22 protein-coding genes and 1 tRNA gene are annotated in these 23,139 nt (G+C 46.4%); 21 read left to right on the top strand and 2 right to left on the bottom strand.

Features of this window, described 5'->3' with window-relative positions:
* Positions 1-261 precede the first annotated feature (261 nt).
* Positions 262-738 carry a PTS sugar transporter subunit IIA gene (locus tag J2Z34_RS08220; RefSeq protein ID WP_209459373.1) on the top strand — a complete coding sequence of 159 codons (477 nt, stop codon included), beginning with the start codon at positions 262-264 and terminating at the stop codon, positions 736-738.
* A gap of 49 nt (positions 739-787) precedes the next feature.
* On the opposite strand, the gene J2Z34_RS08215 is transcribed toward J2Z34_RS08220, so the two are convergent.
* The gene (locus J2Z34_RS08215; protein ID WP_209459372.1) at positions 788-1,498 is read right to left on the bottom strand and encodes an MgtC/SapB family protein; all 711 of its coding nucleotides are present in this window, start codon (positions 1,496-1,498) and stop codon (positions 788-790) included.
* 52 nt (positions 1,499-1,550) lie between these two features.
* Positions 1,551-2,384 (bottom strand): HAD family hydrolase, encoded by an 834-nt coding sequence (locus J2Z34_RS08210; protein WP_209459371.1) that lies wholly within the window; start codon positions 2,382-2,384, stop codon positions 1,551-1,553.
* 181 nt (positions 2,385-2,565) lie between these two features.
* Between J2Z34_RS08210 and radA the strand changes: the two genes are divergently transcribed.
* From radA to tuf, 20 genes are all read left to right on the top strand, one after another.
* Positions 2,566-3,927, top strand: coding sequence for a DNA repair protein RadA (gene radA, locus J2Z34_RS08205; RefSeq protein WP_209459370.1), 1,362 nt, complete (start codon positions 2,566-2,568; stop codon positions 3,925-3,927).
* 149 nt (positions 3,928-4,076) lie between these two features.
* Entirely contained in the window at positions 4,077-5,204 is a 1,128-nt protein-coding gene (locus J2Z34_RS08200; protein ID WP_209459369.1) for a PIN/TRAM domain-containing protein, read from the top strand.
* A gap of 3 nt (positions 5,205-5,207) precedes the next feature.
* Positions 5,208-5,894, top strand: coding sequence for a 2-C-methyl-D-erythritol 4-phosphate cytidylyltransferase (ispD, locus tag J2Z34_RS08195; RefSeq protein ID WP_245250562.1), 687 nt, complete (start codon positions 5,208-5,210; stop codon positions 5,892-5,894).
* 174 nt (positions 5,895-6,068) lie between these two features.
* Positions 6,069-7,553: a glycerol kinase GlpK gene (gene glpK, locus J2Z34_RS08190; protein WP_209459368.1), complete on the top strand. Its 1,485-nt coding sequence runs from the start codon at positions 6,069-6,071 to the stop codon at positions 7,551-7,553.
* 163 nt (positions 7,554-7,716) lie between these two features.
* The gene (locus J2Z34_RS08185; RefSeq protein WP_209459367.1) at positions 7,717-9,138 is read left to right on the top strand and encodes a multicopper oxidase family protein; all 1,422 of its coding nucleotides are present in this window, start codon (positions 7,717-7,719) and stop codon (positions 9,136-9,138) included.
* 146 nt (positions 9,139-9,284) lie between these two features.
* On the top strand, positions 9,285-9,602 hold the full coding sequence (locus J2Z34_RS08180; protein WP_209459366.1) for an ArsR/SmtB family transcription factor: 318 nt from the start codon (positions 9,285-9,287) through the stop codon (positions 9,600-9,602).
* A 25-nt stretch (positions 9,603-9,627) separates the two neighbouring features.
* Positions 9,628-10,113 (top strand): DUF2703 domain-containing protein, encoded by a 486-nt coding sequence (locus J2Z34_RS08175; protein ID WP_209459365.1) that lies wholly within the window; start codon positions 9,628-9,630, stop codon positions 10,111-10,113.
* A 25-nt stretch (positions 10,114-10,138) separates the two neighbouring features.
* Positions 10,139-11,182 carry an ACR3 family arsenite efflux transporter gene (arsB, locus tag J2Z34_RS08170; protein WP_425348041.1) on the top strand — a complete coding sequence of 348 codons (1,044 nt, stop codon included), beginning with the start codon at positions 10,139-10,141 and terminating at the stop codon, positions 11,180-11,182.
* Between the two features lie 187 nt (positions 11,183-11,369).
* Positions 11,370-12,284 (top strand): TVP38/TMEM64 family protein, encoded by a 915-nt coding sequence (locus J2Z34_RS08165; RefSeq protein ID WP_209459363.1) that lies wholly within the window; start codon positions 11,370-11,372, stop codon positions 12,282-12,284.
* Positions 12,281-13,726 carry a YbaK/EbsC family protein gene (locus J2Z34_RS08160; protein ID WP_209459362.1) on the top strand — a complete coding sequence of 482 codons (1,446 nt, stop codon included), beginning with the start codon at positions 12,281-12,283 and terminating at the stop codon, positions 13,724-13,726. The genes J2Z34_RS08165 and J2Z34_RS08160 overlap by 4 nt, the downstream gene beginning before the upstream one ends.
* Before the next feature lie 41 nt (positions 13,727-13,767).
* Positions 13,768-15,156: a cysteine--tRNA ligase gene (gene cysS / locus J2Z34_RS08155; protein ID WP_209459381.1), complete on the top strand. Its 1,389-nt coding sequence runs from the start codon at positions 13,768-13,770 to the stop codon at positions 15,154-15,156.
* Between the two features lie 498 nt (positions 15,157-15,654).
* Positions 15,655-16,734: a hypothetical protein gene (locus J2Z34_RS08150; RefSeq protein WP_209459361.1), complete on the top strand. Its 1,080-nt coding sequence runs from the start codon at positions 15,655-15,657 to the stop codon at positions 16,732-16,734.
* 171 nt (positions 16,735-16,905) lie between these two features.
* Positions 16,906-18,000 carry an FAD:protein FMN transferase gene (locus J2Z34_RS08145; RefSeq protein ID WP_209459360.1) on the top strand — a complete coding sequence of 365 codons (1,095 nt, stop codon included), beginning with the start codon at positions 16,906-16,908 and terminating at the stop codon, positions 17,998-18,000.
* A gap of 153 nt (positions 18,001-18,153) precedes the next feature.
* Complete coding sequence (rpsD, locus tag J2Z34_RS08140; RefSeq protein WP_209459359.1) at positions 18,154-18,747, top strand: 30S ribosomal protein S4; 594 nt, start codon at positions 18,154-18,156, stop codon at positions 18,745-18,747.
* Positions 18,748-18,843: 96 nt separating this feature from the next.
* Positions 18,844-19,281, top strand: a complete 438-nt coding sequence (locus J2Z34_RS08135) for a Mini-ribonuclease 3 (RefSeq protein WP_209459358.1) — start codon at positions 18,844-18,846, stop codon at positions 19,279-19,281.
* The gene (gene rlmB, locus J2Z34_RS08130) at positions 19,274-20,212 is read left to right on the top strand and encodes a 23S rRNA (guanosine(2251)-2'-O)-methyltransferase RlmB (protein ID WP_209459357.1); all 939 of its coding nucleotides are present in this window, start codon (positions 19,274-19,276) and stop codon (positions 20,210-20,212) included. The genes J2Z34_RS08135 and rlmB overlap by 8 nt, the downstream gene beginning before the upstream one ends.
* A 93-nt stretch (positions 20,213-20,305) precedes the next feature.
* On the top strand, positions 20,306-20,806 hold the full coding sequence (locus tag J2Z34_RS08125) for an NYN domain-containing protein (protein WP_209459356.1): 501 nt from the start codon (positions 20,306-20,308) through the stop codon (positions 20,804-20,806).
* A gap of 66 nt (positions 20,807-20,872) precedes the next feature.
* Complete coding sequence (gene sigH / locus J2Z34_RS08120) at positions 20,873-21,499, top strand: RNA polymerase sporulation sigma factor SigH (protein ID WP_280922313.1); 627 nt, start codon at positions 20,873-20,875, stop codon at positions 21,497-21,499.
* 81 nt (positions 21,500-21,580) lie between these two features.
* A tRNA-Thr gene (locus tag J2Z34_RS08115) sits at positions 21,581-21,656 on the top strand.
* Between the two features lie 101 nt (positions 21,657-21,757).
* Positions 21,758-22,951: an elongation factor Tu gene (gene tuf, locus J2Z34_RS08110; RefSeq protein ID WP_209459344.1), complete on the top strand. Its 1,194-nt coding sequence runs from the start codon at positions 21,758-21,760 to the stop codon at positions 22,949-22,951.
* The last annotated feature ends 188 nt before the right edge of the window (positions 22,952-23,139 follow it).

Below are 23,139 nucleotides of genomic sequence, written 5' to 3'. Positions count from 1 at the left end.
ACTGTCTAAAAAACCATGTACATCAAAGAAATCCCAGATTCCTAAATTAGTGGAATTCTATTTGGCAAAGTGGAAGTTGCTTTTTCAATTAACCAGCAAATTTCCTGGCATGCTTTTGTCTTTTTTAATGTATTCGCACGTATTTTTCTGACCTATGGGGGTGTTGGGATTTGGTTCTCAGTCATGATGATATTTCAGGCTTTTTGTGGTATATTTTCCTTAATGGTAAAAATCTGGTATTAAGGCAGGAGGAGTGTCCAAATGTTCAAGCTTTTCAAGAAACAGAAGACAGAAATTGTGTCACCGGCTGCAGGTGTTTTGAATCCCATTACAAAGGTTCCCGACCAAGCATTCGCATCTAAAATGATGGGAGATGGATTCATAGTTACCCCTGAGACAGGAGATATATTCTCACCTGTAGACGGTACTGTTGCAATGATATTTCCGACAGGCCATGCTCTCGGACTTAGATGCTCTGACGGAACAGAGCTTCTTATACACATAGGTGTGGATACTGTAGCCCTTAACGGTGAAGGATTTGAAAAGGTCGTATCCGAAGGACAGAATGTGAAGAAGGGCGACCTTATAGCAAGATTCGATCTGGAAGGTGTCAAGGCAAAGGTGCCTTCAACTGACATCATAATTGTGTTCACCTCTGGCGAAGCCTGTGAGGTCCTGAAGGAAGGAAAGAGAGTTGCAGCAGGTGAAGCTGAAATAGTGGAATACAAGAAGCAGTAGAAATAGAGAATCAGGCTGAAGCCGTAATTAATGGCTTCAGCCTGATTTTTTACTGGGATTCATATCCCTTTATGATTCTTGATGAGAAAACACCCTTATTCTCCAGGATCCCCTTAATGAATGTCTCCTTGTCAGCAGATGACCTGAGGTCAAGGGTGAAGAGGCATATGCCATTACCATCCTTTCCTGACTCAAGGTGTTCAAGGTCAAGGACTTTTGCGCCAATCCGAGAGAGGTATGCTTCAATCGCTGCAAGGGTCGACTGATTGCCATCATAAGAAATCTCAATCGTAATGACTCCGGTCTTTTTGAACATCACTTCCTGCAGCCTTCCAAGTGCGAGAAGGACCGTGAGGGCAAGGAGCGATGTGCCTATGCCGACAGCATAATAGCCCATTCCAACAGAAAGTCCCGATACAGCTACAAGCCACAATGAGGCTGCTGTTGTCAGACCCTTTATATAGTTCCTGGTCAGGAAGATGGTGCCAGCTCCAAGAAAGCCGATTCCGCTGATGACAGCAGCTCCAAGCCTTCCGACGTCAAGCTTCACAGCCTCGGCAAGCGCAGGGTTTTGGGCTATCAGTCTTCCTGCTTCCTCCAGCATTGAAATCTGGAGAAGGGAAACTGATGCAGCACCAAGGCTTACGAGCATGTGCGTCCTGAATCCGGCAGGCCTGTTCCTGTATTCTCGCTCATATCCGATTGCGCCGCCAAGGATTAAGGCTATGGAAAGTCTTGTAAGTACAGTCAACGTGGTCATGGTTAAAACCTCCGTAACATTACTTTATGTATGGACTCACCGGCAGTGTATATCATACAGCCATTTCTTCCATTCCGAAAAGCTCCATGAGCTTCAATCCTATGCCTGACTCGTGGTTGGGCGGGGCTATGCTGTCAGCTGATTTCTTGACGCTGTCTGAAGCATTCGCCATTGCAAAGCCGAGGCCTGCATATTTCAACATGGTAATGTCGTTCTCACCGTCCCCGAAGCAAATGACATCCTGACGAGCGATACCATAGTGTTCTGCAAGAGCCTTTACAGCGTAGCTTTTGTCCACATTTCCCGGAATAAGCTCGATGTTGTCCCTGCCTGAGCTCTGTATGGTCACACCGGAGAGCTTTTCAAGCTCTGCTCTCATCGCTGACAGTTTACCGGGATTGTTCTTGGATACGACAATCCCATTCACAATGGAATCGGAATTCTTCCTGATGATTGATTCATTTGCTGCGAGAAGCGTCCTTACCCTGTAGTTCTTGGGAACCCCCTTGTTGTATATGAGCTTAGTTATGAGGGCACCGCTGATCGTGTTTGAAAAAACCGTATCATGGGTGAAGTAGGAGAGGGTTACACCGAAGCTCTTTGCCATCCTGAACATTTCAGCAGAGAGGTCCTCATCGAAATGGTTCTTGTGAAGCTTCCCATCCCCCGTATCATATACACTTCCGTTTGAAGCGATAAGCGGCACGTTATCTCCGAAGTTGCTTGATATGTATTTTGCGGACTGGAAAATCCTGCCGGTTGCGACAGTAAATATATGTCCTCTTTTCATAAGCTCTTTTATAACTTCCATATTCAGCAACGATACCTTACGGTCGCTGCCGAGCAGTGTTCCGTCCAGGTCTGAGCAGATCAATTTTCTTTGCATTTTTCCTCCCTGAAAGGCAGTTGACGCCAAAAAAGGCGGATTATCCTTGCCAAGCTCTGTTAATAATCGTTTATTTCCTACATAATATACGTATATTATGGCACATTCAACTTCAATGGTGTGCGTATTTTGAAATTTGGAAATCAGATTGAACGGTATCCATATGACTGGAGGAAACCAAATGGCTAAGATAAGGACTAATTTCGTTTGTCAGGGATGCGGTGCCACTTCTCCGAAGTGGCTTGGAAAATGCCCTGAATGCGGTGAATGGAACAGCTTCGTGGAAGAGGAGCAGAAGATAGAAACAAAGAGAAAGGAAGGCATAGGCAATTTCAGTGTTCCCAAGAAGATAGAGGACATAGTCTCAGGAGACAAGGAAAGGCTTGATACGGGAATTGCTGAGCTTAACCGTGTGCTTGGAGGTGGTCTTGTCAGGGGATCCCTTACGCTGATTTCAGGAGACCCGGGCATAGGAAAGTCCACTCTTCTTCTTCAGTGCGCACACAATATTTCAAAAAGCTACGGAAAGGTCCTTTATGTTTCAGGTGAGGAATCCGAGGAGCAGATTAAGATAAGGGGTGACAGGCTGAAGGCAAGGGCCGACAACCTTTATGTAGTTTCAGAAACATCCCTTGACCTCATCGAGAAGCATATTGAGGACTTAAGTCCGGTATTTGTCATCATCGACTCCATACAGACAATTTATTCGGACAAGGTCGTTTCTGCACCTGGTTCGGTGTCCCAGGTAAGGGAATGTGCAAATGGCCTGATGAGGATAGGCAAGACAATGGGCATATCCCTGTTCATCGTTGCCCATGTGACAAAGCAGGGTGAGCTCGCAGGACCAAGGGTCCTTGAACATATGGTTGATGCTGTGCTTTCATTCGAGGGTGAAAGGACCGAGGAACTCAGGATACTCAGGACAATGAAGAACAGATTCGGGACCACTTCAGAAATCGGAGTATTCGAAATGAGGGCTGAAGGACTGATAGAGGTATATGATCCATCAAGGATTTTCCTTGAGGATGACATGGAGTCAAAGGAAGGCTCAGTAGTTATTGGAATAATGGAGGGTACGAGGCCCATACTTGTCCAGGTGCAGTCCCTGGTGGCTGAGACGAAGGCGGTGATGCCGAGGAGAACAACAATAGGCATCGAGGCCCCGAGACTGAACCTTATACTTGCTGTTCTTGAAAAGAAGCTCAGGATACCTTTCTATTCAAGCGATGTGTACGTCAATGTAGTCGGCGGTCTGTCGATTGAGGGTACCACGCAGGACCTTGGAGTTGCCTTAAGTCTCGTCTCAAGCGCAAGAGGCCAGGAGATGAAGTACAGGAACATACTGGCAATTGGAGAAATCGGACTGACAGGGGAAATCAGACCGGTAAGCAATGTGGAGAGGCTCATAGGAGAAGGCAGAAAAATGGGCTTCGAGACTTTCGTCATTCCGAAGAGAAGTGCGGAGAAGCTCAAGCTCAAGGGCGAAGGGATAATTCCGGTTGGATCCCTTAGAGAGGCTGTTTCCAAGCTTTTTCAGGTTTAACCTGTTTTAAAGGTTTTTCGTCTACGATTAGAAACATGGAAAGATAACTAATAATTTTCTGAATATTGCATTGTGCTATACCATAGGTGCTTGATTAAATTGTATAATAAAAGATAAACGAACAAAATAAAACTAAGGAGGTGGATATCATGTTGAAGAACCTGATAAGAGGCATAGTGACCATCCTCGGAGCCGTCATTGGCGGACTTCTCGGAAACTATCTTACCTCATCCCAGTATCTCAACCAGTATCCCATATTTGAAAACCTGGTAGCAAAAATCGCTTTAATTGCAACACTCACCCTAATTTTCGGAATCATATTTTTTATTATTTCATCAAAGATTTATTCTTTGATACTGAGTGCAAACAAAGCGGCTGAAAAGAACCTGTCCAAGATGACGATCCATGAAATGTTCCTGGGAGCGGCTGGAGCCATAGTGCTTCTGGTCATAACATTCTTCCTGACGAGACCGCTTAACGACATATTCCCGCCTGTAGGCAGCATAGTCGTTGTGCTTCTGAACATACTTGCTGCGCTTCTTGGAGCTAATGTTGCAATCAAGAAGGCAGACGACTTTTATTCCTTCTTCCAGAGCATAGGAAGAAGGAACCAGGGACAATCCCAGTCCAGGGACAAGGACAGGGATAAGGATAACAAGAAATACAAGGCAATGTACAAGGGAGACCCGAAGGTCCTTGATACCTCTGTCATCATAGATGGAAGAATCTTCGATATCTGCCAGACAGGATTCGTAGAAGGAAAGCTCATAATACCGTCATTCGTGCTCGAGGAGCTGAGGCATATCGCAGATTCGTCGGATTCCCTCAAGAGAAACAGGGGAAGAAGAGGTCTGGACATCCTTAACAAGATACAGAAGGAGCTCGACATAGAGGTGGAAATCTGGGACAAGGATTTTCCGGAAATCGCGGAAGTGGATTCAAAGCTTCTGAAGCTTGCTACTGTAGTATCAGGAAAGGTCGTCACAAATGACTACAACCTGAATAAGGTAGCTGAGTTCCAGGGAGTTCCGGTTCTGAACATAAACGAGCTGGCAAATGCTGTAAAGCCTGTGCTTCTCCCGGGAGAAGAAATGAACCTCCTTATCTCGAAGATAGGAAAGGAAGCTAACCAGGGAATAGGGTACCTTGACGACGGTACCATGATAGTTGTTGAAGGCGGCAAGAAATCCATAGGCAATGAAATAGACATCCTTGTAACCTCAGTGCTTCAGACTGCGGCAGGAAGGATGATTTTTGCAAAGCCCAAGGGGGAATAGCAATTGGTCGGAGCAGTGATCGTATCCGGAGGCAAAGGCAGCCGAATGGGAGCTGATGTTCCAAAGCAGTACCTGGACCTGAAAGGAGTACCGGTGCTTGCAAGGACCCTGACTGCATTTTGTGATATGGAATTCATAGACAACATTGTCCTTGTGCTTCCAGTGGATGAATGGGAGACCTTTAAAAGCTTTCCTTATGCCTTTAGCAAGGATATACATATTGCTTCAGGCGGCTTGAGGAGACAGGATTCGGTAAGAAGCGGGCTCAAGGCCCTGGAATCACTCCAGAATTCCGGGATTGCAGTTATCCATGACGGAGCAAGGCCTCTTGTGACAGAAAGCATTGTAAAGGAAGGCGTGGAGCTTTGCATGAAGCATGGTGCCAGCGCCTGTGGAATGAAGCCGAAGGATACCATAAAGGTCAGGGGTGAAGATGGCTTTTCCAGGGAAACCCTGGACAGGGATTCTCTCTTTTCTGTCCAGACACCTCAGGTCTTCGAGCTTAAGAAGATACTGGCAGCCCATGAAAGGCTTGACTATTCAGGAGAAACTGTTACTGATGACACTGCGGCGTACGAGAAATACATCGGCAGGGTTTACCTTTATGAGGGAAGCTACGAAAACATAAAGATAACCACACCTGAGGATATGGCAGTGGCTGAAGCGATAATATCGAGGCGCAAAGTATAAGAATGAAAGAACATCATGGCTCCGCAGTGTGATCTGCGGGGCCTTTCAACTTTCACTGTGAAATTCAGAATGAAAACGGTATGATAATATATGAAGATATATTATCCGTAGGAGTATTCGATTTATCGATCGGATTTCCGGAACACGACCCAATGAATTCGTAGGAGAATTTTTATGAAGAAGTATGTCATAGCACTGGATCAGGGAACCACAAGCTCAAGGGCTATAGCCTTCGACAAGGAGCAGTCCGTGATAGCTGTCGCCCAGAAGGAATTCACCCAGTTCTATCCGAAGGAGGGATGGGTTGAGCATGACCCGATGGAAATCTGGTCATCACAGTACAGCGTGCTCACCGAAATAATGGCGAAGGCCGGGATAACAGCAGAGGAAATTGCGGCAATCGGCATTACCAACCAGAGGGAGACTACGATAGTCTGGGAAAAGTTGACTGGAAGGCCTGTGTACAATGCCATTGTATGGCAGTGCAGGAGGACTGCGGGTATGTGCGATGAACTCAAGGCAAGGGGGCTTGAGCCATACGTCAGGGAAACCACAGGGCTTCCGGTGGATGCGTATTTTTCTGGTACCAAGATAAGGTGGATCCTTGAAAATGTGGAAGGTGCAAGGGAAAAGGCTGAAAACGGAGAGCTGCTTTTCGGAACTGTCGATACCTGGCTGCTTTGGAAGCTGACAGCCGGAAGAGTCCACGCCACAGACCAAACAAATGCCTCAAGAACAATGCTTTATAACATTCGCGAGCTTAAATGGGATGAAAGGCTTCTTTATGAGCTTGGAATACCACGTTCGATGCTGCCAGAAGTCAGGAAATCCTCGGGTGTATACGGAGAGACCAATATTGGGGGGGTAATGGTTCCAATTTCTGGAATTGCCGGAGACCAGCAAGCGGCGCTTTACGGCCAGACCTGCTTTGAAGCGGGAGAGGCAAAGAACACCTATGGCACGGGTTGCTTCCTTCTCCTCAACATAGGCACTGAGATGAAGCTGTCGGAGAACGGCCTTCTGACTACCATAGCGGCGACGTCGGGAAATGACGTCAAATATGCCCTTGAAGGCTCAATATTCGTTGGTGGAGCAATAGTCCAATGGCTCAGGGACGAGCTCATGCTTGTACATGACTCCAGGGATACAGAGTATTTCGCAGGCAAGGTGCCCGACAATGGTGGAGTGTATATTGTTCCGGCATTCGTAGGCCTCGGAGCTCCATACTGGGACCAGTATGCAAGAGGAGCAATATTTGGACTGACAAGAGGCTCAAACAGATACCATATAATAAGGGCGGCGCTTGAATCTATAGCTTATCAGACTAGAGACGTGCTGGAGGCAATGGAGAAGGACGCAGGGATAACCCTTGGCAGCCTTAAGGTAGACGGAGGAGCTTCATCCAACAAATTCCTAATGCAGTTCCAGGCGGATATTCTGGACAGGACAGTCATCAGACCTGCAATAAGGGAAACCACTGCACTGGGAGCAGCATACCTTGCAGGTATAGGCGTAGGTTTCTGGAAGGATGAAGCTGAGGTCAAGGGGAAGTGGGATGCAGTGAATTCTTTTGAGCCTAAAATGACCCAGCCGGTCAGGGATGCACTGGTTTCAAAATGGAAGAAGGCTGTTGAGAGGACACGAGGATGGGAAGAGTGATTTTTAAAACCTGAGATAGGAGATAATATAAGAAAGTACGAAATGACCCGTGAACTTTTGTTCCGGGTCATTTTCGTAAAAATATACCAAACCTTCATAGCATGCTCACAACTTGGTTATACAATTATGATACTAGATGGAACTAGCTGAGGAGGCGGTTTGTATGGCTGAAAAAAGAGCTGGATATGGCCTTTACGCAGCCCTGGCGGCGTCAATTGTAATTTTTTTGGCTATTTCGTATGTGCTTTTCCTGAATTTTTTTCCAAAGGCTGACGGACCAGCAGCAGAAGACGGAAACAGACTTAAGATACCTGCTGTTCTCCATGACTATGACCCGTCTCCTGAGAGCGCACTTTTCGAGATAGTGGTGGAAAAAGGGAAGACATCCTTCATAGATGGAAAGGAAGCAGACACTTTAGGCTACAACGGAACCTATCTTGGTCCGGTGATCAGGCTGAGGCGCGGCGAGAAGGTCGAGATGAATGTCGCTAATGAGCTGCCTGAGGCAACGACCGTCCACTGGCACGGGCTGATAGTAGACGGTGAAGATGATGGCGGACCTCACCATGGGATACAACCGGGAGAAAGGTGGGCACCTGTGTTTACTGTCGACCAGAGCGCAGCAACCTTGTGGTACCATCCTCATCTGATGGGAAATACCTCAGATCAGGTCTATTTCGGGCTTGCAGGTCTTATTTATATCGATGATGAGGTTTCAGACAGTCTCGGTCTGCCAGATGAATATGGTGTTGACGATATACCTTTAATTGTTCAGGACAGAAGCTTCAATTCTGATGGCACCCTTGCCTACAGGGTCAACATGATGGGAGTCATTCCCGGAGATACTCTTCTGGTAAATGGCGGTATCGGGCCGTTCTATGAGGTAACGGCTGAAAGACTCAGGATGAGGATACTCAATGGGTCGAATTCGGAAAACTTCACCTTTGCCTTGAGCGATGGCAGCAGTTTCCATATGATCGCGTCAGATGGAGGTCTGCTTGAGGAACCCTACGAAACGGATGAGGTCATGCTTGCACCTGGTGAAAGGGCTGAAATAGTTGCAGACTTCAAGGGTAAGGGAGGCAAGACGCTTCAGCTTGTTACAGGAAACAGTAATGTTCTGGAATTAAGGATAGGTTCTGACCTTAAGAAAAACGGGGCTGTGCCGGAAAGGCTTGCGGAGGTCGGAGAGCCAGAGGCGCAAACTGGTCTTAATGTAAGACATTTCGAGCTTCAGAGCATGGGTATCAGCGGTACGATAAACGGGAAGTCCTTTGATATGGACAGGATCGATGAAGAGTTAAGGCTGAATGAATCCGAGGTATGGGTGATCAGGAATCCGGTAGGCATGATGCAGTCTGGCGGTCATCCATTTCATGTGCATGGGGTTCAGTTCAGGATTCTTTCGAGGAATGGAAGAGAGCCAGGTCCAGAGGAAAGTGGCTACAAGGACACTGTTTTCGTGAACGCGGGTGAAGAAGTCAGGATACTCATAAGGTTCAGGAAAATTGGTGTATTCATGTATCATTGCCATATCCTGGAGCATGAGGATAACGGCATGATGGGACAGATACTTGTAGAATGAAAAGAATACAATATGTGTGGCGATTTAAGAATCAGGGGCTTTGCTTTATGGCAAAGCTCTTTTATTGCCAGAAAAATACATATTGACTGATTTCGATATGAGAAGTAGAATAGACATATCGAAGAAATTAGATATGAGGTGAATTCATGGAAGATAATCTGAAGGATGCAGCCCGGATATTCAAGGCTCTTTGCGATGAGAACAGACTTATGATAATAGAGAAGCTGAAGACAGGAGAGGACTGTGCCTGCAACCTTCTTGAAGAGATACCCGTAGGTCAGTCGACTCTGTCGCACCACATGAAGATCCTTGTGGATTCAGGACTGGTTGTGGCAAGGAAGGACAAGAAGTGGACCTACTATGCGCTGGACCCTGAAGGCTTCGCCAATGCCGCATCAATCCTTGACGGCATAGCAGCCGGAATCCCGGAGACTGCTGAATCTGCAAGCTGCAGCTGCAATTAGAATATTGGAATGGAGGAATATTAATATGAATATTTCAGTTGAATACCTTTATCTTGACAATGAGACCTGCAACAGGTGCATGGGCACGGAGACAAATGTGGAGGATGCTGTAGATGAGGCAAGGCTTAGGCTTGAAGGTTCAGGCCATGTCATAAGCTTAAGCAAGGTCCACATGTCGGACAGGAAGACCGCAGAGGGCTTCAGGTTCATCTCATCGCCTACGATCAGGGTCAATGGCTCTGATATTGCTGAAAGCCTTGAGGAGACATGCTGCACGGATTGCGGAGATATCTGCGGCACGAGCACTGACTGCAGGGTATGGAGGTACGGAGGTGAAGTCTTCACTGAGGCACCGAAGGAGCTCATAGTCGAAGCGATAATTTCTGCAGCTTCAGGAAAGAAGAAGCTTTCTTCATTCGGACAGCCAAAGTACGAGATGCCAAAGAATCTTGTTGATTTTTATGATGCACTTGAGATGAAGAAAAACAATATGGATGGGACGGTGGAGTAAAGTGTCTAAAGGTGAGAAGCTTAATATGGGTGCGTTCCAGAAATATCTGTCGGTGTGGGTAGCGCTTTGCATGGCAGCCGGGGTGCTGATCGGGAGATTTTTGCCGGCAGTTCCTGAGTTCCTTGGAAAATTCGAATATGCAAATGTTTCAGTTCCAGTTGCGATACTCATCTGGGTAATGATATATCCGATGATGATGAAGGTCGACTTCAAGAGCATTAAGAACGTAGGCAAGAATCCAAAGGGACTGTATGTGACATGGGTCGTAAACTGGCTCATCAAGCCATTCACCATGTATGCAATAGCTTACCTGTTCTTCTTTGTAATATTCAAGAATTATATTCCAAAGGACCTTGCCACAAATTACCTTGCAGGTGCCATACTACTCGGAGCAGCGCCCTGTACAGCTATGGTGTTCGTTTGGAGCCAGCTGACACGGGGAAATCCAGCGTACACTGTTGTTCAAGTCGCGACCAATGACCTCATAATACTTCTTCTGTTCGTTCCGATAGTGAAGTTCCTTCTTGGAGTCAGCAACATTACAGTACCCTGGGAGACACTGTTCATCTCGGTAATACTATTTGTTGTAATTCCTCTTGCAGGTGGAATGCTTACAAGGATACACGTGGTGAACAAATACGGGCAGGAGTACTTTGATGATGTATTCGTCAAGAAATTCGACCATGCGACTACAGCAGGACTTCTCCTTACTCTGATACTGCTATTTTCATTCCAGGGAGAGGTAATACTTCAGAATCCCACACACATAGCACTTATTGCAGTTCCTCTTATAATCCAGACATTCCTCATATTCTTCATTGCGTACCTTGCAGCTAAAAAGCTTAAGCTTTCCCATGATGTTGCAGCGCCGGCTGGAATGATAGGAGCCTCAAACTTCTTCGAGCTTGCTGTTGCTGTGGCGATCGCCCTGTTCGGTACCGAGTCCCCCGCAGCTCTTGCGACAGTCGTAGGTGTGCTTACAGAGGTGCCGGTGATGCTGGTGCTTGTAAAGATCGCGAACAGCACAAAACATTGGTTCCCGGCGAAGGCAAAGACAGAAGCAGTATAATCAATGTGAGTTCCGGAACCCCCTTTGGGGGTTCATTATTTTGCATGATTTTTTTTGCTATTCCGGATTATAAATGAGTATGGAGTGACTGCCTCAATAGTCTTAATGGCAGTAAGCAATAACAATCCTGGTGGTCTAAACTGGCTGCAGGGGGTATACTTATACTATGCAAGGGTGGGATTTTGACATGGCGAATGAAGAATCTAAGGATAAAAAGGGTATTTACAGGTCGATAAAGGAAGCCACAGAGGGTATGAAGCTCCTGATGGCCTTGTTTTTTACCGCTTTTAGCATTTTGATGATATATCTTATAGGTTTTCCAATGGTCTGGTACTGGAAGGCAGGCTTCACCGGGATAATCATGATTGTACTTGCGATCTTCCTGGTATCGAGGCATTCTGGCAGGCGGAGCCATGCGCTTGCAGCACTTGTTGCACTGGCATATATGTCTCTTGTTCTTATGTTCTCGGTTCTGGCATTCCTTATCTTCAGATTTGCTGTTTTTGCATCTGAATCGGACCTTGAAGCCTATTTCAGGATGAATCCTGAAATAGGTCTCTGGACATATTTCCTAGTCAATGTAATACAGCCCCTTTTCATGCCTACTCCGGAGGCTGTGACAACTATGGCTGGAAGTACGATTTTCGGTCCATGGACTGCATTTTTGCTTGGATATCTTGGTACTATGACCGGAATAACAGCGATGACCTTTCTGGCATCCTATTTCAAGGATGCCCTGATAGACAGGATAGTAAGCCTGAAGCATGTGGAAAGGTTCCGGAAAGCGGCGGGAAGACATCATGCATCCCTTGTGCTGGTACTCTTCATACTCCCTGTCATGCCGGATGAAGCTGTTATACTTGGTGCTGTTCTGGCAGGCTATGGTAAGACTGCAATAATAGGTTATGCATCCATAGCCAAGATAATCACGCAAGGCGTATACAGCTTCACTCCGGTCTTCGGTATGCTGGGAGCCGATATCGCCTCGGAGTTTGCCATAGTGCAGTGGATTCTGGTTCTCCTGTACCTTCTGGCCAGGTCTGTAATAGTTGCGATGAAAAGAAAGAAGGAGAGAAATTCTTTAAAGGGTGGTTCATTATGAGGATAGAGGAACTGTCAGCAAGGACGTCAAAGGATGATGGGACATATAAAGGAGTGGAAGAGACCCTCCTGTACAGAGGCGGATTTCTCAGAGGCTCCTCAGGAGGCTGCATATATACAACGCTGGGAACCATGCTGATTGAAAATATCAGGGAAGCCCTGTCGGATGCAATGGAAGTGAACGGAGCGAAAAGGATATCTGTTCCAGGCTGCTTCGGAATCAGAGGGATGAAGGAATCCATGACTGAGTACCTGGCTAGCGATGTGAGGTCATACAGGGATCTGCCAACAGGGATTTTCAGCATCTCAGATGTCATGTTCGGACATAGGGCAACAGATTCCCTGTGGTCATCCCCGTCATATCCTGTCATGTCATTTCTTTTTTCGGGGGCTTCAGAGGATGCTGTCGGGGCTGCAATTGATGAATGTCTTGAGAGGCTTGGCCTTAAGGGAATGAGGCACGAGGGAATTATCGTCCATGAAAGTGAAGGTGCAGGAGCCGAGCTTGTATGCATCGAAGGTCCTGAGCCTGCTAAACCAGAAGCTGGCAGCAGCGATAAGGCTGAGCTTGTGGAAACCCCTGACATCAGGACGATTGCCGCGCTAAAGGAATTCTTCTCCTGCAGCGGCAAGGATATTCTTAAGACAGTTCTTCTGACACATGGAGACTGCCACGTAGCTGTTGTGATTCCGGGTGACAATGAGGTGGACATTGAAAAGGTCAGCTCATACCTGGATATTACCGATTCATCACTTAAGCCTATGGCTGAGTCTGACATAAGGCGGTTGACTTTGGCTGATGTTGGTTTTTCAGGACCAGTGGGGCTTAAGGATGTTAAGGTCCTTGTCCATCATGGTGTGGTAAGTGGTAAAGGATATTTGGCAGGCGCCAACAGAACAGGGTACCATCTTTCAAGCGTGGTTCCCGGGCGTGATTTTACCGGAGAGCCGGGGGATTTTGCAAGGTCAGGGAAATATGTAAAGGGTCATGTCATTGGAAGAACGAGGACACTGAGAGAAAGCATGAGGACGCCTGGTGAAAATGGACGACCCCATTATTCACAGGTCCAGTTCGGGTACCTGAACCTTCACCGCCTTATGCTTGCCATAGCTTCGGAATTTTCAGATGAGAAGGGCGTGATGCTTCCGGATAGCCTTGCTCCATTTGAGGCTGCTGTGATTCCGTCTGATGCCAGAAATGAGGAGCTCGTAAAGAATGCAATTGACCTCTATGAGAAACTGCTTGGCAAAGGTGTAAGGGTTCTCCTGGACCTGCGGAATCAGAGAATGGGCTCCAAGCTCTTCGACTGCGACCTGATGTCAGTAAGACATCGGGTAATTGTCGGAGACAGGCTGGAAGCAGGGCTTTTTGAGTACAAGGCCAGAAGCGGCGAAATAACGCCTGTTAACTTTGATGAATTGGTGGAAATTCTCAGGGTATAGATGATAAAATGATATTCAGTAAAATGCGAGGAGTGATTGCGGTGAAGGTATACAACACCCTAACCAGGAAGAAAGAGGAATTCGTGCCGATTGAAGAGGGAAAGGTAAGGATGTATGTCTGCGGACCTACTGTCTACAACCTGTTCCACATCGGCAACGCAAGGACCTTCATCATATTCGACACTATAAGGAAATACCTTGAGTACAGGGGATTCGAGGTCAAGTTCGTTCAGAACTTCACCGATATAGACGACAAGATGATAAGGAAGGCAAATGATACGGGTATAACAGTCAAGGAGCTCGGGGACAAATACATCACGGAGTACTACAAGGATGCTGATGCCCTTAAGATCAAGAGAGCTACGGTGAATCCGAGGGCAACCGGATATATCAGCGAAATGGTAAAGTTCATATCAGAGCTCATTTCTAAGGGCTATGCCTATGAGACAGACGGAGACGTATATTTCTCTACAATCAGGTTCAATGAATACGGCAAGCTCTCAGGACAGAATCTTGATGACCTGATGTCCGGTGCAAGGATCGAGATTGACGAGAGGAAGAAGGATCCGATGGACTTTGCACTCTGGAAGGCTGCTAAGCCAGGAGAACCTTCATGGGAAAGTCCCTGGGGACCCGGCAGGCCTGGATGGCACATTGAGTGCTCATGCATGGCATACGACCTTCTTGGCGAAACCATAGACATTCATGCGGGTGGAACCGACCTTGTCTTCCCTCATCATGAGAATGAGATAGCACAGTCGGAATCAAGGACAGGAAAGACATTTGCAAGATACTGGCTGCATGGCGCATTCGTCAATGTGGACAACAAGAAGATGAGCAAGTCCCTGAACAACTTCTTCACTGCAAGGGAGATACTTGAGAAATACGATAACGAAGTTGTAAGGCTCTTCATGCTGTCCGGACATTACAGGACCCAGATAAACTTTACCATGGAGCTTCTTGATTCGGCCAAGGCATCACTTGAGAGGATGTACAATGCTCTCACCAGGATGAACGGATTCCTTGCATCAGCGGCTGAGGGAACTGACCAGAAAATAATTGAGATGATAGATTCCTACAAGTCCAGGTACATCGAGAAGATGGATGATGACTTCAATACTGCAGATGCGATATCCGTAATATTTGAGCTTATAAAGGAAATCAACACAAGCATCGATGAGACTTCCGGAAAGGGAACCATAGAGCATGCGATTTCGGTTCTCCGCGAGCTTGGAAAGCCAATAGGAATAATGCAGAACGAAGTCGGCGGATCCCTCGAGAAAGAGGTAGAGGAGCTGATTGAGAAAAGGCAGCAGGCGAGGAAGGAAAAGAACTTCAAGCTTTCTGACAGCATCAGGGATGAGCTCTCTGCCAAAGGGATAGTACTAGAGGATACTCCGCAGGGAGTAAGATGGTCGATAAGGAAATAGCAATATAGGAAACCGGAGGCTTGATTGATCTGCTATATCAGATGCTTCCGGTTTTTCTGCTTTTTGATTTGATTACATTTAACAATGTGGAAAAATAAAACGACTAAAAGTCAGGTCACCTGCTTTACTGTTGATATATTAGTTTATCGAACTGATTTACTGACATATGTTACAAATTTGTTACAGGCATTACTTTTTGATGGCTGTTAACTCAAACATGTACAAATAAAACACAATGTTTATGGTGAAGTTGTCAGAATAAATGAACGAATTATAAATAAATAATAAATGAAAACGTTCGACATGTTCCTAAATCAGGCATATTTAAAGAAAACGGTTAACAAAATGGGAGTTATCTTCGGTTTAAAATGAGTAACTCTGTTTTTAGCCGGGAGTTTATTGTGAATATCATAACTTTCACAAAATCGCTTGTCGAATACTTAACAATATATTAAAATTGACTTGTAAAACAAAAAACCATTTGGAGGTCAGGGAAACATGAAAAAGACAATATCAATCGTTTTGTCAGCAGTTCTCGCACTTGGCGTACTTGCCGGATGCGGAGCAAAGACACCAACTACACCAACCACAGCACCAACAGCGGCACCGACTGCAGCACCAACTACACCTGCAGCAACAGGATTTGCCAAGATAGGTCTTGGAATAGTAACATCAATAGCAAAGTCGAAGGATGTAGATCCTGAGAAGGGTGCTACAGCACAGGTTGATTCAGTCATGGTCGCAGCAGCGTTCGACAAGGACGGAAAGGTTCTTTCCGTAATCATCGACAACGCACAGACTAAGGTTGTTTACGACAAGGACATGAAGCTTACTTCCGACGTAGCAGCTCCAATCAAGACTAAGCTTGAGCTTGGAAACGACTATGGAATGAAGGCAGCTACTACTATAGGCAAAGAGTGGTTTGAGCAGGCTGGAGCACTTGGCGAATGGATGGTCGGAAAGACTGTAGCTGAAGTCAAGGCACTCAAGGTTAAGGTCAAGGATGACAACCACAAGAACGTTCCAGACGTACCAGAGCTTACTTCACTTGTTACCATTACTGTAGAAGACTACATAAAGGGACTTGAGAAGGCATACGCTAACGCACAGGAAGTTAAGGCTGGAGCTGTAAAGCTCGGACTTGGACAGGGCGTTTCCATAGCTAAGTCAAAGGGCGAAGACGCAGATAAGGGAGCAACCGCACAGGTTGACACAACTATCGTAGTTACAGCACTTGACAAGGACGGAAAGGTTGCAGGAACAGTTATCGACGTAGCACAGACTAAGGTTGCTTACGATGTAGACGGAAAGGTAACTTCCGACAAGACTGCAGTTGTTAAGTCAAAGCAGGAACTTGGAACTGCATACAACATGAAGGCAGCTTCAAAGATAGGCAAAGAGTGGTTTGAGCAGGCTAACGCACTTGCAGCTTGGACAGTTGGAAAGTCAGTTGCTGATGTAACTGGAATGAAGCTTGTTGAAGGCAAGGCAGACGCAGCAGACCTTAAGACATCTGTAACTGTATCAGTACAGGGATACCTTGATGCATTCAAGGAAGCGGCTGAAAAAGCAAAATAATTTTTAATAAGCAATAGAATCCCGCCCTGAGGTTTCTCAGGGCGGGATTTTTCAAGGTTTTTTAAGTTTTTTCAGATATACTCTGAAGCGGTGTATGGTATGATATACCGGTATTAAAAGGAATTGGACTCGTGGGCAAAGCTCGCTTTGCAAAGACGAGGAGGAGGATATATGCGCAGGTTAGTTATCGCACTCATGACAGTATTCATTGCAGCAGGAATTTTTACCGGGTGTGGTGAAAAAGAGCCAGAACCCACTGTATCATATACTAAATATTCGGATACCTTCTTTGATGCGTTCGATACTGTAATAACTGTCATCGGATATACTGAAACTGAAGAGGAATTCAACGAATACTATGAAGATATCCGGACTCAGTTCGGTGAATATCACAGGCTCTATGACATATACAACACCTATGCGGGGATAAGTAACCTGAAGACGATAAATGACAATGCAGGCAAAGAACCTGTGAAGGTTGACAAGAAGATAATCGACATGCTGAAGTTCGCGAAGGAATGGTACGACAAGACGGGTGGAAGGACTAACATTGCCCTTGGAGCAATGCTTTCGATCTGGTCAGATTACAGGAATGAAGGCATGGATGATCCCATGAATGCCAAGCTTCCTCCTATGGACGAGCTTAAGGCAGCCATGGAGCATGTGGATATAACCAAGGTAATTATAGATGAAGCGAATTCCACGGTATATCTTGAGGACCCTGAGATGAGGCTTGATGTCGGAGCTGTTGCGAAAGGCTATGCAACTGAAATGATAGGCGAGGACATGAGGACCAAGGGATTCACATCACTCATCCTAAGTGCAGGCGGAAATGTGAAGGCTCTTGATAAGCCGCTGGACAACATCAGGGACAGATGGGGAGTCGGGATACAGAATCCTGATGAATCCATAGTCGGTGAAGATGCAACTTTGGATACTGTATTCCTGAACAATCTCTGTGTTGTCAGTTCAGGCGACTATCAGAGGTACTACATAGTTGATGAGAAGAAGTACCATCATCTCATTGATCCAACAACTCTTATGCCCGGAGACTACTTCAAGGCTGTTTCGATAATCACTCCTAATTCGGGAGTTGCTGACTTCCTGTCTACTACAGTGTTCCTTATGGACATTGAAGAAGGCAAGAAGCTGATCGCGACAATCCCGGATACTTATGCCTACTGGGTTACAATGGAAGGCGAAGTGGTGATTTCAGAGGGTCTGGAGAAGATGCTGAAGAGCAAGGGTGCTTCGGGAGCGGATTAGCCTACAGAACCAATTGAAATGACAAATATAAACAATAGGGTTTAATTACAAAAAGAAATTGACAATAGCAAGTGGCGGGTATAGAATAAATGATGGCTATCCAAAAGGAAAAAATACCGCGGCAAGTATTTATTTTGGAGGTAAAGATCAAAGATGGCAAAAATGATGGGACCACGTTTCAAGGCGGCAAGAAGGCTCGGACTTAACGTCGTAGGACATCCGAAGGCGATGAACAGGGCGAAGAAGGGCACAGGCAGGGCGGACAAGAAGCTTTCCGAGTATGGAGTTCAGCTTCTCGAAAAGCAGAGACTCAGAGCATACTACAACGTTCTTGAGAAGCAGTTCGTAAGGTACGTAGATAAGGCGATGAAGTCCAAGGAGCAGCCAGGACCTGCACTTCTCATACTTCTTGAGAAGAGACTTGACAATATGGTATACAGGATGGGATTCGCTAATTCCATAAGACAGGCAAGGCAGATGGTAAATCACGGACACTTCCTGATAAATGGAAAGAAGATAGACATTCCTTCCTATGGACTTACTGCAGGAGATGTAGTTGAGCTCAGGGAGAAGTCAAGGAAGACACAGCTCTTCGTTGACAACTTCAACACAATCACAGCTTCACCGCTGGGATACATCGAGAAAGATGTAGAGAACTGGAAGGCTAAGCTTGTAAGAGATCCACAGAGGGAAGAGCTTCCTATAGTGATCAACGAGCAGCTCATAGTCGAGTACTACTCAAAGTAAGAATTTACGAAACAGGGGTCTGGAATTCCAGGTCCCTTGTTTTTTGCATTAAGGATTGCTATTGTTGTATTAATGAAGGACTGAAAGGACAGAGTGATGGAAAAGAAGGACGCTATAAATCTTAATCCGCTTATTCTTGCTTTTATAGGGGACTCGACATTCGAGAACTTTGTCAGGGAAAGGATAATCCTAAGAGGAACAGCAAGCCTTCCCCATAAGCTTCACCTTGAGGCCATCAGGTATGTAAAAGCCGCAAACCAAAGCTATATAATGGAAGTGATTGAAAGCGGACTCAGTGAAGAGGAAGCTTACATATTCAAGAGGGGCCGGAACATGAAGTCAATGACCGTGCCCAAGAATGCAAAAGTGATTGATTACAGAAGGGCAACGGGATTCGAGGCCCTGATAGGATACCTGTTCCTTATCGGCGAAGAGGAAAGACTTCTGGAGATAATGGAGCTTTCAGCGAAAGCTATAGAGGAACGGAAAGAAGATATGAAGGAAGATATGAAAGGAGTGAACGGCAATGGCTAAAAGAGACGGACTTAACTTCGACAGGACGAAGAAGAAGGGTGCCAAAAGTGAGACACAGGTCAGGGATGCAGCAAGAAAGCCGGTTGAAAAGCGCCAGGCGGAGGACAGGAAGCCTGCTTCAGAAAGAAAGCCTGCTGCTGAACGAAAGCCTTTTGCAGATAGAAAGCCGGCAGTCGAAGTCGAGATAAACGAGAATATCGTGGCAGGCAGGAATGCTGTGCTTGAGGTTCTTGATTCGAAGCTGACAGTTGAGAAGATACTTGTCGCCTCAGGTGATACATCGGGGTCAATAAACAAGATAATACCAATCGCCAAGGAAAAGGGAATTCCTGTAATCGAGGTGGACAGAAGGAAGCTTGATAATTTAAGCCAGGGAGAGTCCCATCAGGGAGTCATCGCATATGTGACCCCATACAGATATTCTGAGGTCAAGGACATCCTTGACAAGGCTGCAGAGAAGGGCGAAAAGCCATTTATCCTTGTGCTTGATGAAATCGAGGATCCACATAACCTTGGGTCTATCATAAGGACTGCCGAGCTATCAGGTGTCCATGGAGTGATAATACCCAAGAGGAGGAGCGCTTCTGTGAACAGCACCGTCTACAAGACTTCAGCTGGAGCTGTGAACCACATGCTCATCGCCAAGGTATCTAACCTTGCCAGAGAGGTCGACGAGCTCAAGGAAGCCGGTATATTCGTCTACGGAGCAGACATGGACGGAGACTCAGCAAGCTTTGCAACCGACTTTTCAGGAGGAGTGGCTCTCATTATCGGAAACGAAGGAAAGGGCATTTCAAGGCTGCTCAAGGAGAAGTGCGACAGCTTAGTATCAATCCCGATGGTCGGAAAGATTAATTCGCTTAATGCATCTGTAGCGGCAGGAATCCTGATGTACGAAGTCATGGTGCAGAGGCTGCCGATAGAGGACTAGGTTTAAAAGAATAATGATTTTGTATACAGGCTGTTTTTTAAGAAACGGCCTGTATACTTGTATATATAAGGAATTTGAGAGGTGAAGCCTGATATGCGGACTGTTTTCATAGATGGATACAATGTGATTAACTCCTGGCAGGAGCTTAAGGACCTTGAATTTGGGATTGCCAGGGAGAAGCTTATTGAGTTCATGGTCAATTACGGGAGCTTCTATGATTCCAGGGTCGTGGTGGTCTTCGATGCGCACAGAGTGGCTGGCGGAAGTGAAAAAAGGGATAGCTTCGATAGGGTCGAGGTCGTATTTACCAGGGACGGGGAAACGGCGGATGCATTCATTGAGCACAGCGTGGACCAGATAGGCAAGCGAGTGGAGGTTCTTGTTGTGACCTCTGACTCCCTTGAGCAGCAGATAATATTCGGGAGAGGCGCAACCAGGATGAGCTCAAAGGAGTTCAGGGCTGAATACAGGGAAGCGGAAAGAAGCATCAGGGAAAAGACAAGGGAGCTTTCGGACAAAGTCAGACATACGCTTGCAGAAAGAGTCGACGAGGGTGCTCTCGAAAAGCTTGAGAAGATGCGCCGGGATGGCTGATTTCCTTGACTTTGAACGGATTTGAAGCCTATAATCTTGGTAACAGCGGTAAAGGAGGGCTTTCCTTTGTGGGAGACGACAGGTACACGCCAATTCAGTTCCATGCCTGATGAAGAAATTGTAGTTCTTGCACAAAAGGGCGACAAAGCTGCCTCCGATTTTATAACGGAAAAGTACTATCCTCTGGTCCGGAACAAGGCCAGGGGCTATTTCCTCGTTGGTGCGGACAATGACGACATCCAGCAGGAAGGTCTGATCGGGCTTTATGAAGCTGTCAGGGACTACAATTCGGAAAAGCAGGCCTCCTTCAGGACTTTTGCGGAGATGTGCATAAAAAGGCAGATTATGACTGCAATCAAGACAGCCACAAGACAAAAGCACATACCCCTCAACACCTATGTGTCGCTAAGCAAGCCTTCAGGCAGCGATGAGGGGGATAAGCCGCTTATCGAGATGATTCCATTTTCCGTGAATGACAACCCTGAAGACATGTTCATAAGCCTCGAGAACATAACTGAAATGAACTCAGAGATTGGGTCGAGCCTGTCTGAATTCGAACTGAAGGTTCTGAACCAGTACCTTTCAGGGGTGAGTTATCTGGGAATTGCATTGAGCCTAGGCAAGGAAGAAAAGGCCATAGACAATGCAATCCAAAGGATCAGGAGGAAGCTGTCGAGGAGCAGAGCCAGATGAGCTTATTGGAAGCTCCTGGAATTCAGATTTTGTATTGACAAGGGCAATCGATTCTAGTAATATTTACTAGGTAAACGAATTGCCCATATAGCTCAGTCGGTAGAGCGTCACCTTGGTAAGGTGGAGGTCAGCGGTTCAATCCCGCTTATGGGCTCCAAATTTCAATCGGGTGTCGGGTGTGAGAACACCAGGATGCGTTGATTGAGGAACTGAAATCGGCAATAAAAAAGTATTTATATCAAGGAGGATCAACAAAGAATGGCAAAAGCAAAATTCGAGAGAAACAAGCCTCATGTAAATATCGGAACCATAGGTCACGTCGACCACGGCAAGACCACCCTTACAGCGGCAATAACGACAGTACTGTCAAAGAAGGGATTTGCACAGGCAACAAAGTATGACGAGATAGACAAGGCACCAGAGGAAAAGGAAAGAGGAATCACAATCAACACGGCACACGTTGAGTATGAGACCGACAACAGGCACTATGCGCATGTTGACTGCCCAGGCCATGCTGACTATGTCAAGAACATGATCACAGGAGCTGCACAGATGGACGGAGCGATCCTAGTCGTATCAGCAGCAGACGGCCCGATGCCACAGACAAGGGAGCACATACTCCTTGCGTCAAGAGTTGGAGTTAACTACATAGTAGTATTCCTCAACAAGGCAGACATGGTAGATGACGCAGAGCTTCTTGAGCTTGTAGAGATGGAAGTAAGAGAGCTGCTTGACGAGTACGATTTCCCTGGCGATGACACACCGATCATAGCAGGATCAGCACTCAAGGCACTTGAGAACCCAGATGATCCAGTAGCAACAAAGTGCATCAATGACCTCATGGATGCAGTAGACAGCTACATACCTACACCGGTAAGAAACGTAGAGAAGCCATTCCTTATGCCTGTAGAGGACGTATTCACGATCACAGGAAGAGGAACCGTTGCAACAGGAAGAGTTGAGAGCGGAATACTCAAGGTAGGCGACGAAGTTGAGATAGTAGGACTTTCAGAGGAGAAGAAGAAGACCGTCTGCACAGGCGTGGAGATGTTCAGAAAGCTTCTTGATTCCGCACAGGCAGGCGACAACATAGGAGCACTGCTTAGAGGAGTACAGAGATCTGAAATCGAAAGAGGCCAGGTTCTTGCAAAGCCAGGAACAGTAAAGCCACACACAAAGTTCGTAGGACAGGTATACGTACTTAAGAAAGAAGAAGGCGGAAGGCATACACCGTTCTTTGACGGATACAGGCCACAGTTCTACTTCAGAACCACAGACGTAACAGGAAGCATAAAGCTGCCTGACGGAATGGAAATGGTAATGCCTGGAGACCACATCGACATGAATGTTGAGCTGATCACACCGATCGCAATGGATGAGGGACTCAGGTTTGCTATAAGGGAAGGCGGAAGGACCGTAGGTTCAGGCGTCGTTACCACAATAAAGGCATAAGAGATTTAAGGACCGGTTTATCCGGTCCTTTTTGCGTGGATTTAGCCGTGCATTTGGGCTATGACTGAATTTGCGGCGATGAATTTGTGCTTGATTACGAGTATTTTTTCGTTGACAGGGAATACCCTATGTGATAAAGTAACTTAGTAATACCCTACCCACGGGGTCTATTATCATGTTCAAAATAT

The organism is Youngiibacter multivorans (assembly GCF_017873395.1).
Taxonomy (GTDB): domain Bacteria; phylum Bacillota; class Clostridia; order Clostridiales; family Clostridiaceae; genus Youngiibacter; species Youngiibacter multivorans.
This window is presented reverse-complemented; position numbering and strand designations above follow the sequence as displayed.

Coding starts and splice junctions, on each gene's coding strand:
- J2Z34_RS08220 (WP_209459373.1), top strand. CDS start 262: ATGTTCAAGCTTTTCAAGAAACAGAAGACAGAAATTGTGTCACCGGCT.
- J2Z34_RS08215 (WP_209459372.1), bottom strand. CDS start 1,498: ATGACCACGTTGACTGTACTTACAAGACTTTCCATAGCCTTAATCCTT.
- J2Z34_RS08210 (WP_209459371.1), bottom strand. CDS start 2,384: ATGCAAAGAAAATTGATCTGCTCAGACCTGGACGGAACACTGCTCGGC.
- radA (WP_209459370.1), top strand. CDS start 2,566: ATGGCTAAGATAAGGACTAATTTCGTTTGTCAGGGATGCGGTGCCACT.
- J2Z34_RS08200 (WP_209459369.1), top strand. CDS start 4,077: ATGTTGAAGAACCTGATAAGAGGCATAGTGACCATCCTCGGAGCCGTC.
- glpK (WP_209459368.1), top strand. CDS start 6,069: ATGAAGAAGTATGTCATAGCACTGGATCAGGGAACCACAAGCTCAAGG.
- J2Z34_RS08185 (WP_209459367.1), top strand. CDS start 7,717: ATGGCTGAAAAAAGAGCTGGATATGGCCTTTACGCAGCCCTGGCGGCG.
- J2Z34_RS08180 (WP_209459366.1), top strand. CDS start 9,285: ATGGAAGATAATCTGAAGGATGCAGCCCGGATATTCAAGGCTCTTTGC.
- J2Z34_RS08175 (WP_209459365.1), top strand. CDS start 9,628: ATGAATATTTCAGTTGAATACCTTTATCTTGACAATGAGACCTGCAAC.
- arsB (WP_425348041.1), top strand. CDS start 10,139: ATGGGTGCGTTCCAGAAATATCTGTCGGTGTGGGTAGCGCTTTGCATG.
- J2Z34_RS08165 (WP_209459363.1), top strand. CDS start 11,370: ATGGCGAATGAAGAATCTAAGGATAAAAAGGGTATTTACAGGTCGATA.
- J2Z34_RS08160 (WP_209459362.1), top strand. CDS start 12,281: ATGAGGATAGAGGAACTGTCAGCAAGGACGTCAAAGGATGATGGGACA.
- J2Z34_RS08150 (WP_209459361.1), top strand. CDS start 15,655: ATGAAAAAGACAATATCAATCGTTTTGTCAGCAGTTCTCGCACTTGGC.
- J2Z34_RS08145 (WP_209459360.1), top strand. CDS start 16,906: ATGCGCAGGTTAGTTATCGCACTCATGACAGTATTCATTGCAGCAGGA.
- rpsD (WP_209459359.1), top strand. CDS start 18,154: ATGGCAAAAATGATGGGACCACGTTTCAAGGCGGCAAGAAGGCTCGGA.
- J2Z34_RS08135 (WP_209459358.1), top strand. CDS start 18,844: ATGGAAAAGAAGGACGCTATAAATCTTAATCCGCTTATTCTTGCTTTT.
- rlmB (WP_209459357.1), top strand. CDS start 19,274: ATGGCTAAAAGAGACGGACTTAACTTCGACAGGACGAAGAAGAAGGGT.
- J2Z34_RS08125 (WP_209459356.1), top strand. CDS start 20,306: ATGCGGACTGTTTTCATAGATGGATACAATGTGATTAACTCCTGGCAG.
- tuf (WP_209459344.1), top strand. CDS start 21,758: ATGGCAAAAGCAAAATTCGAGAGAAACAAGCCTCATGTAAATATCGGA.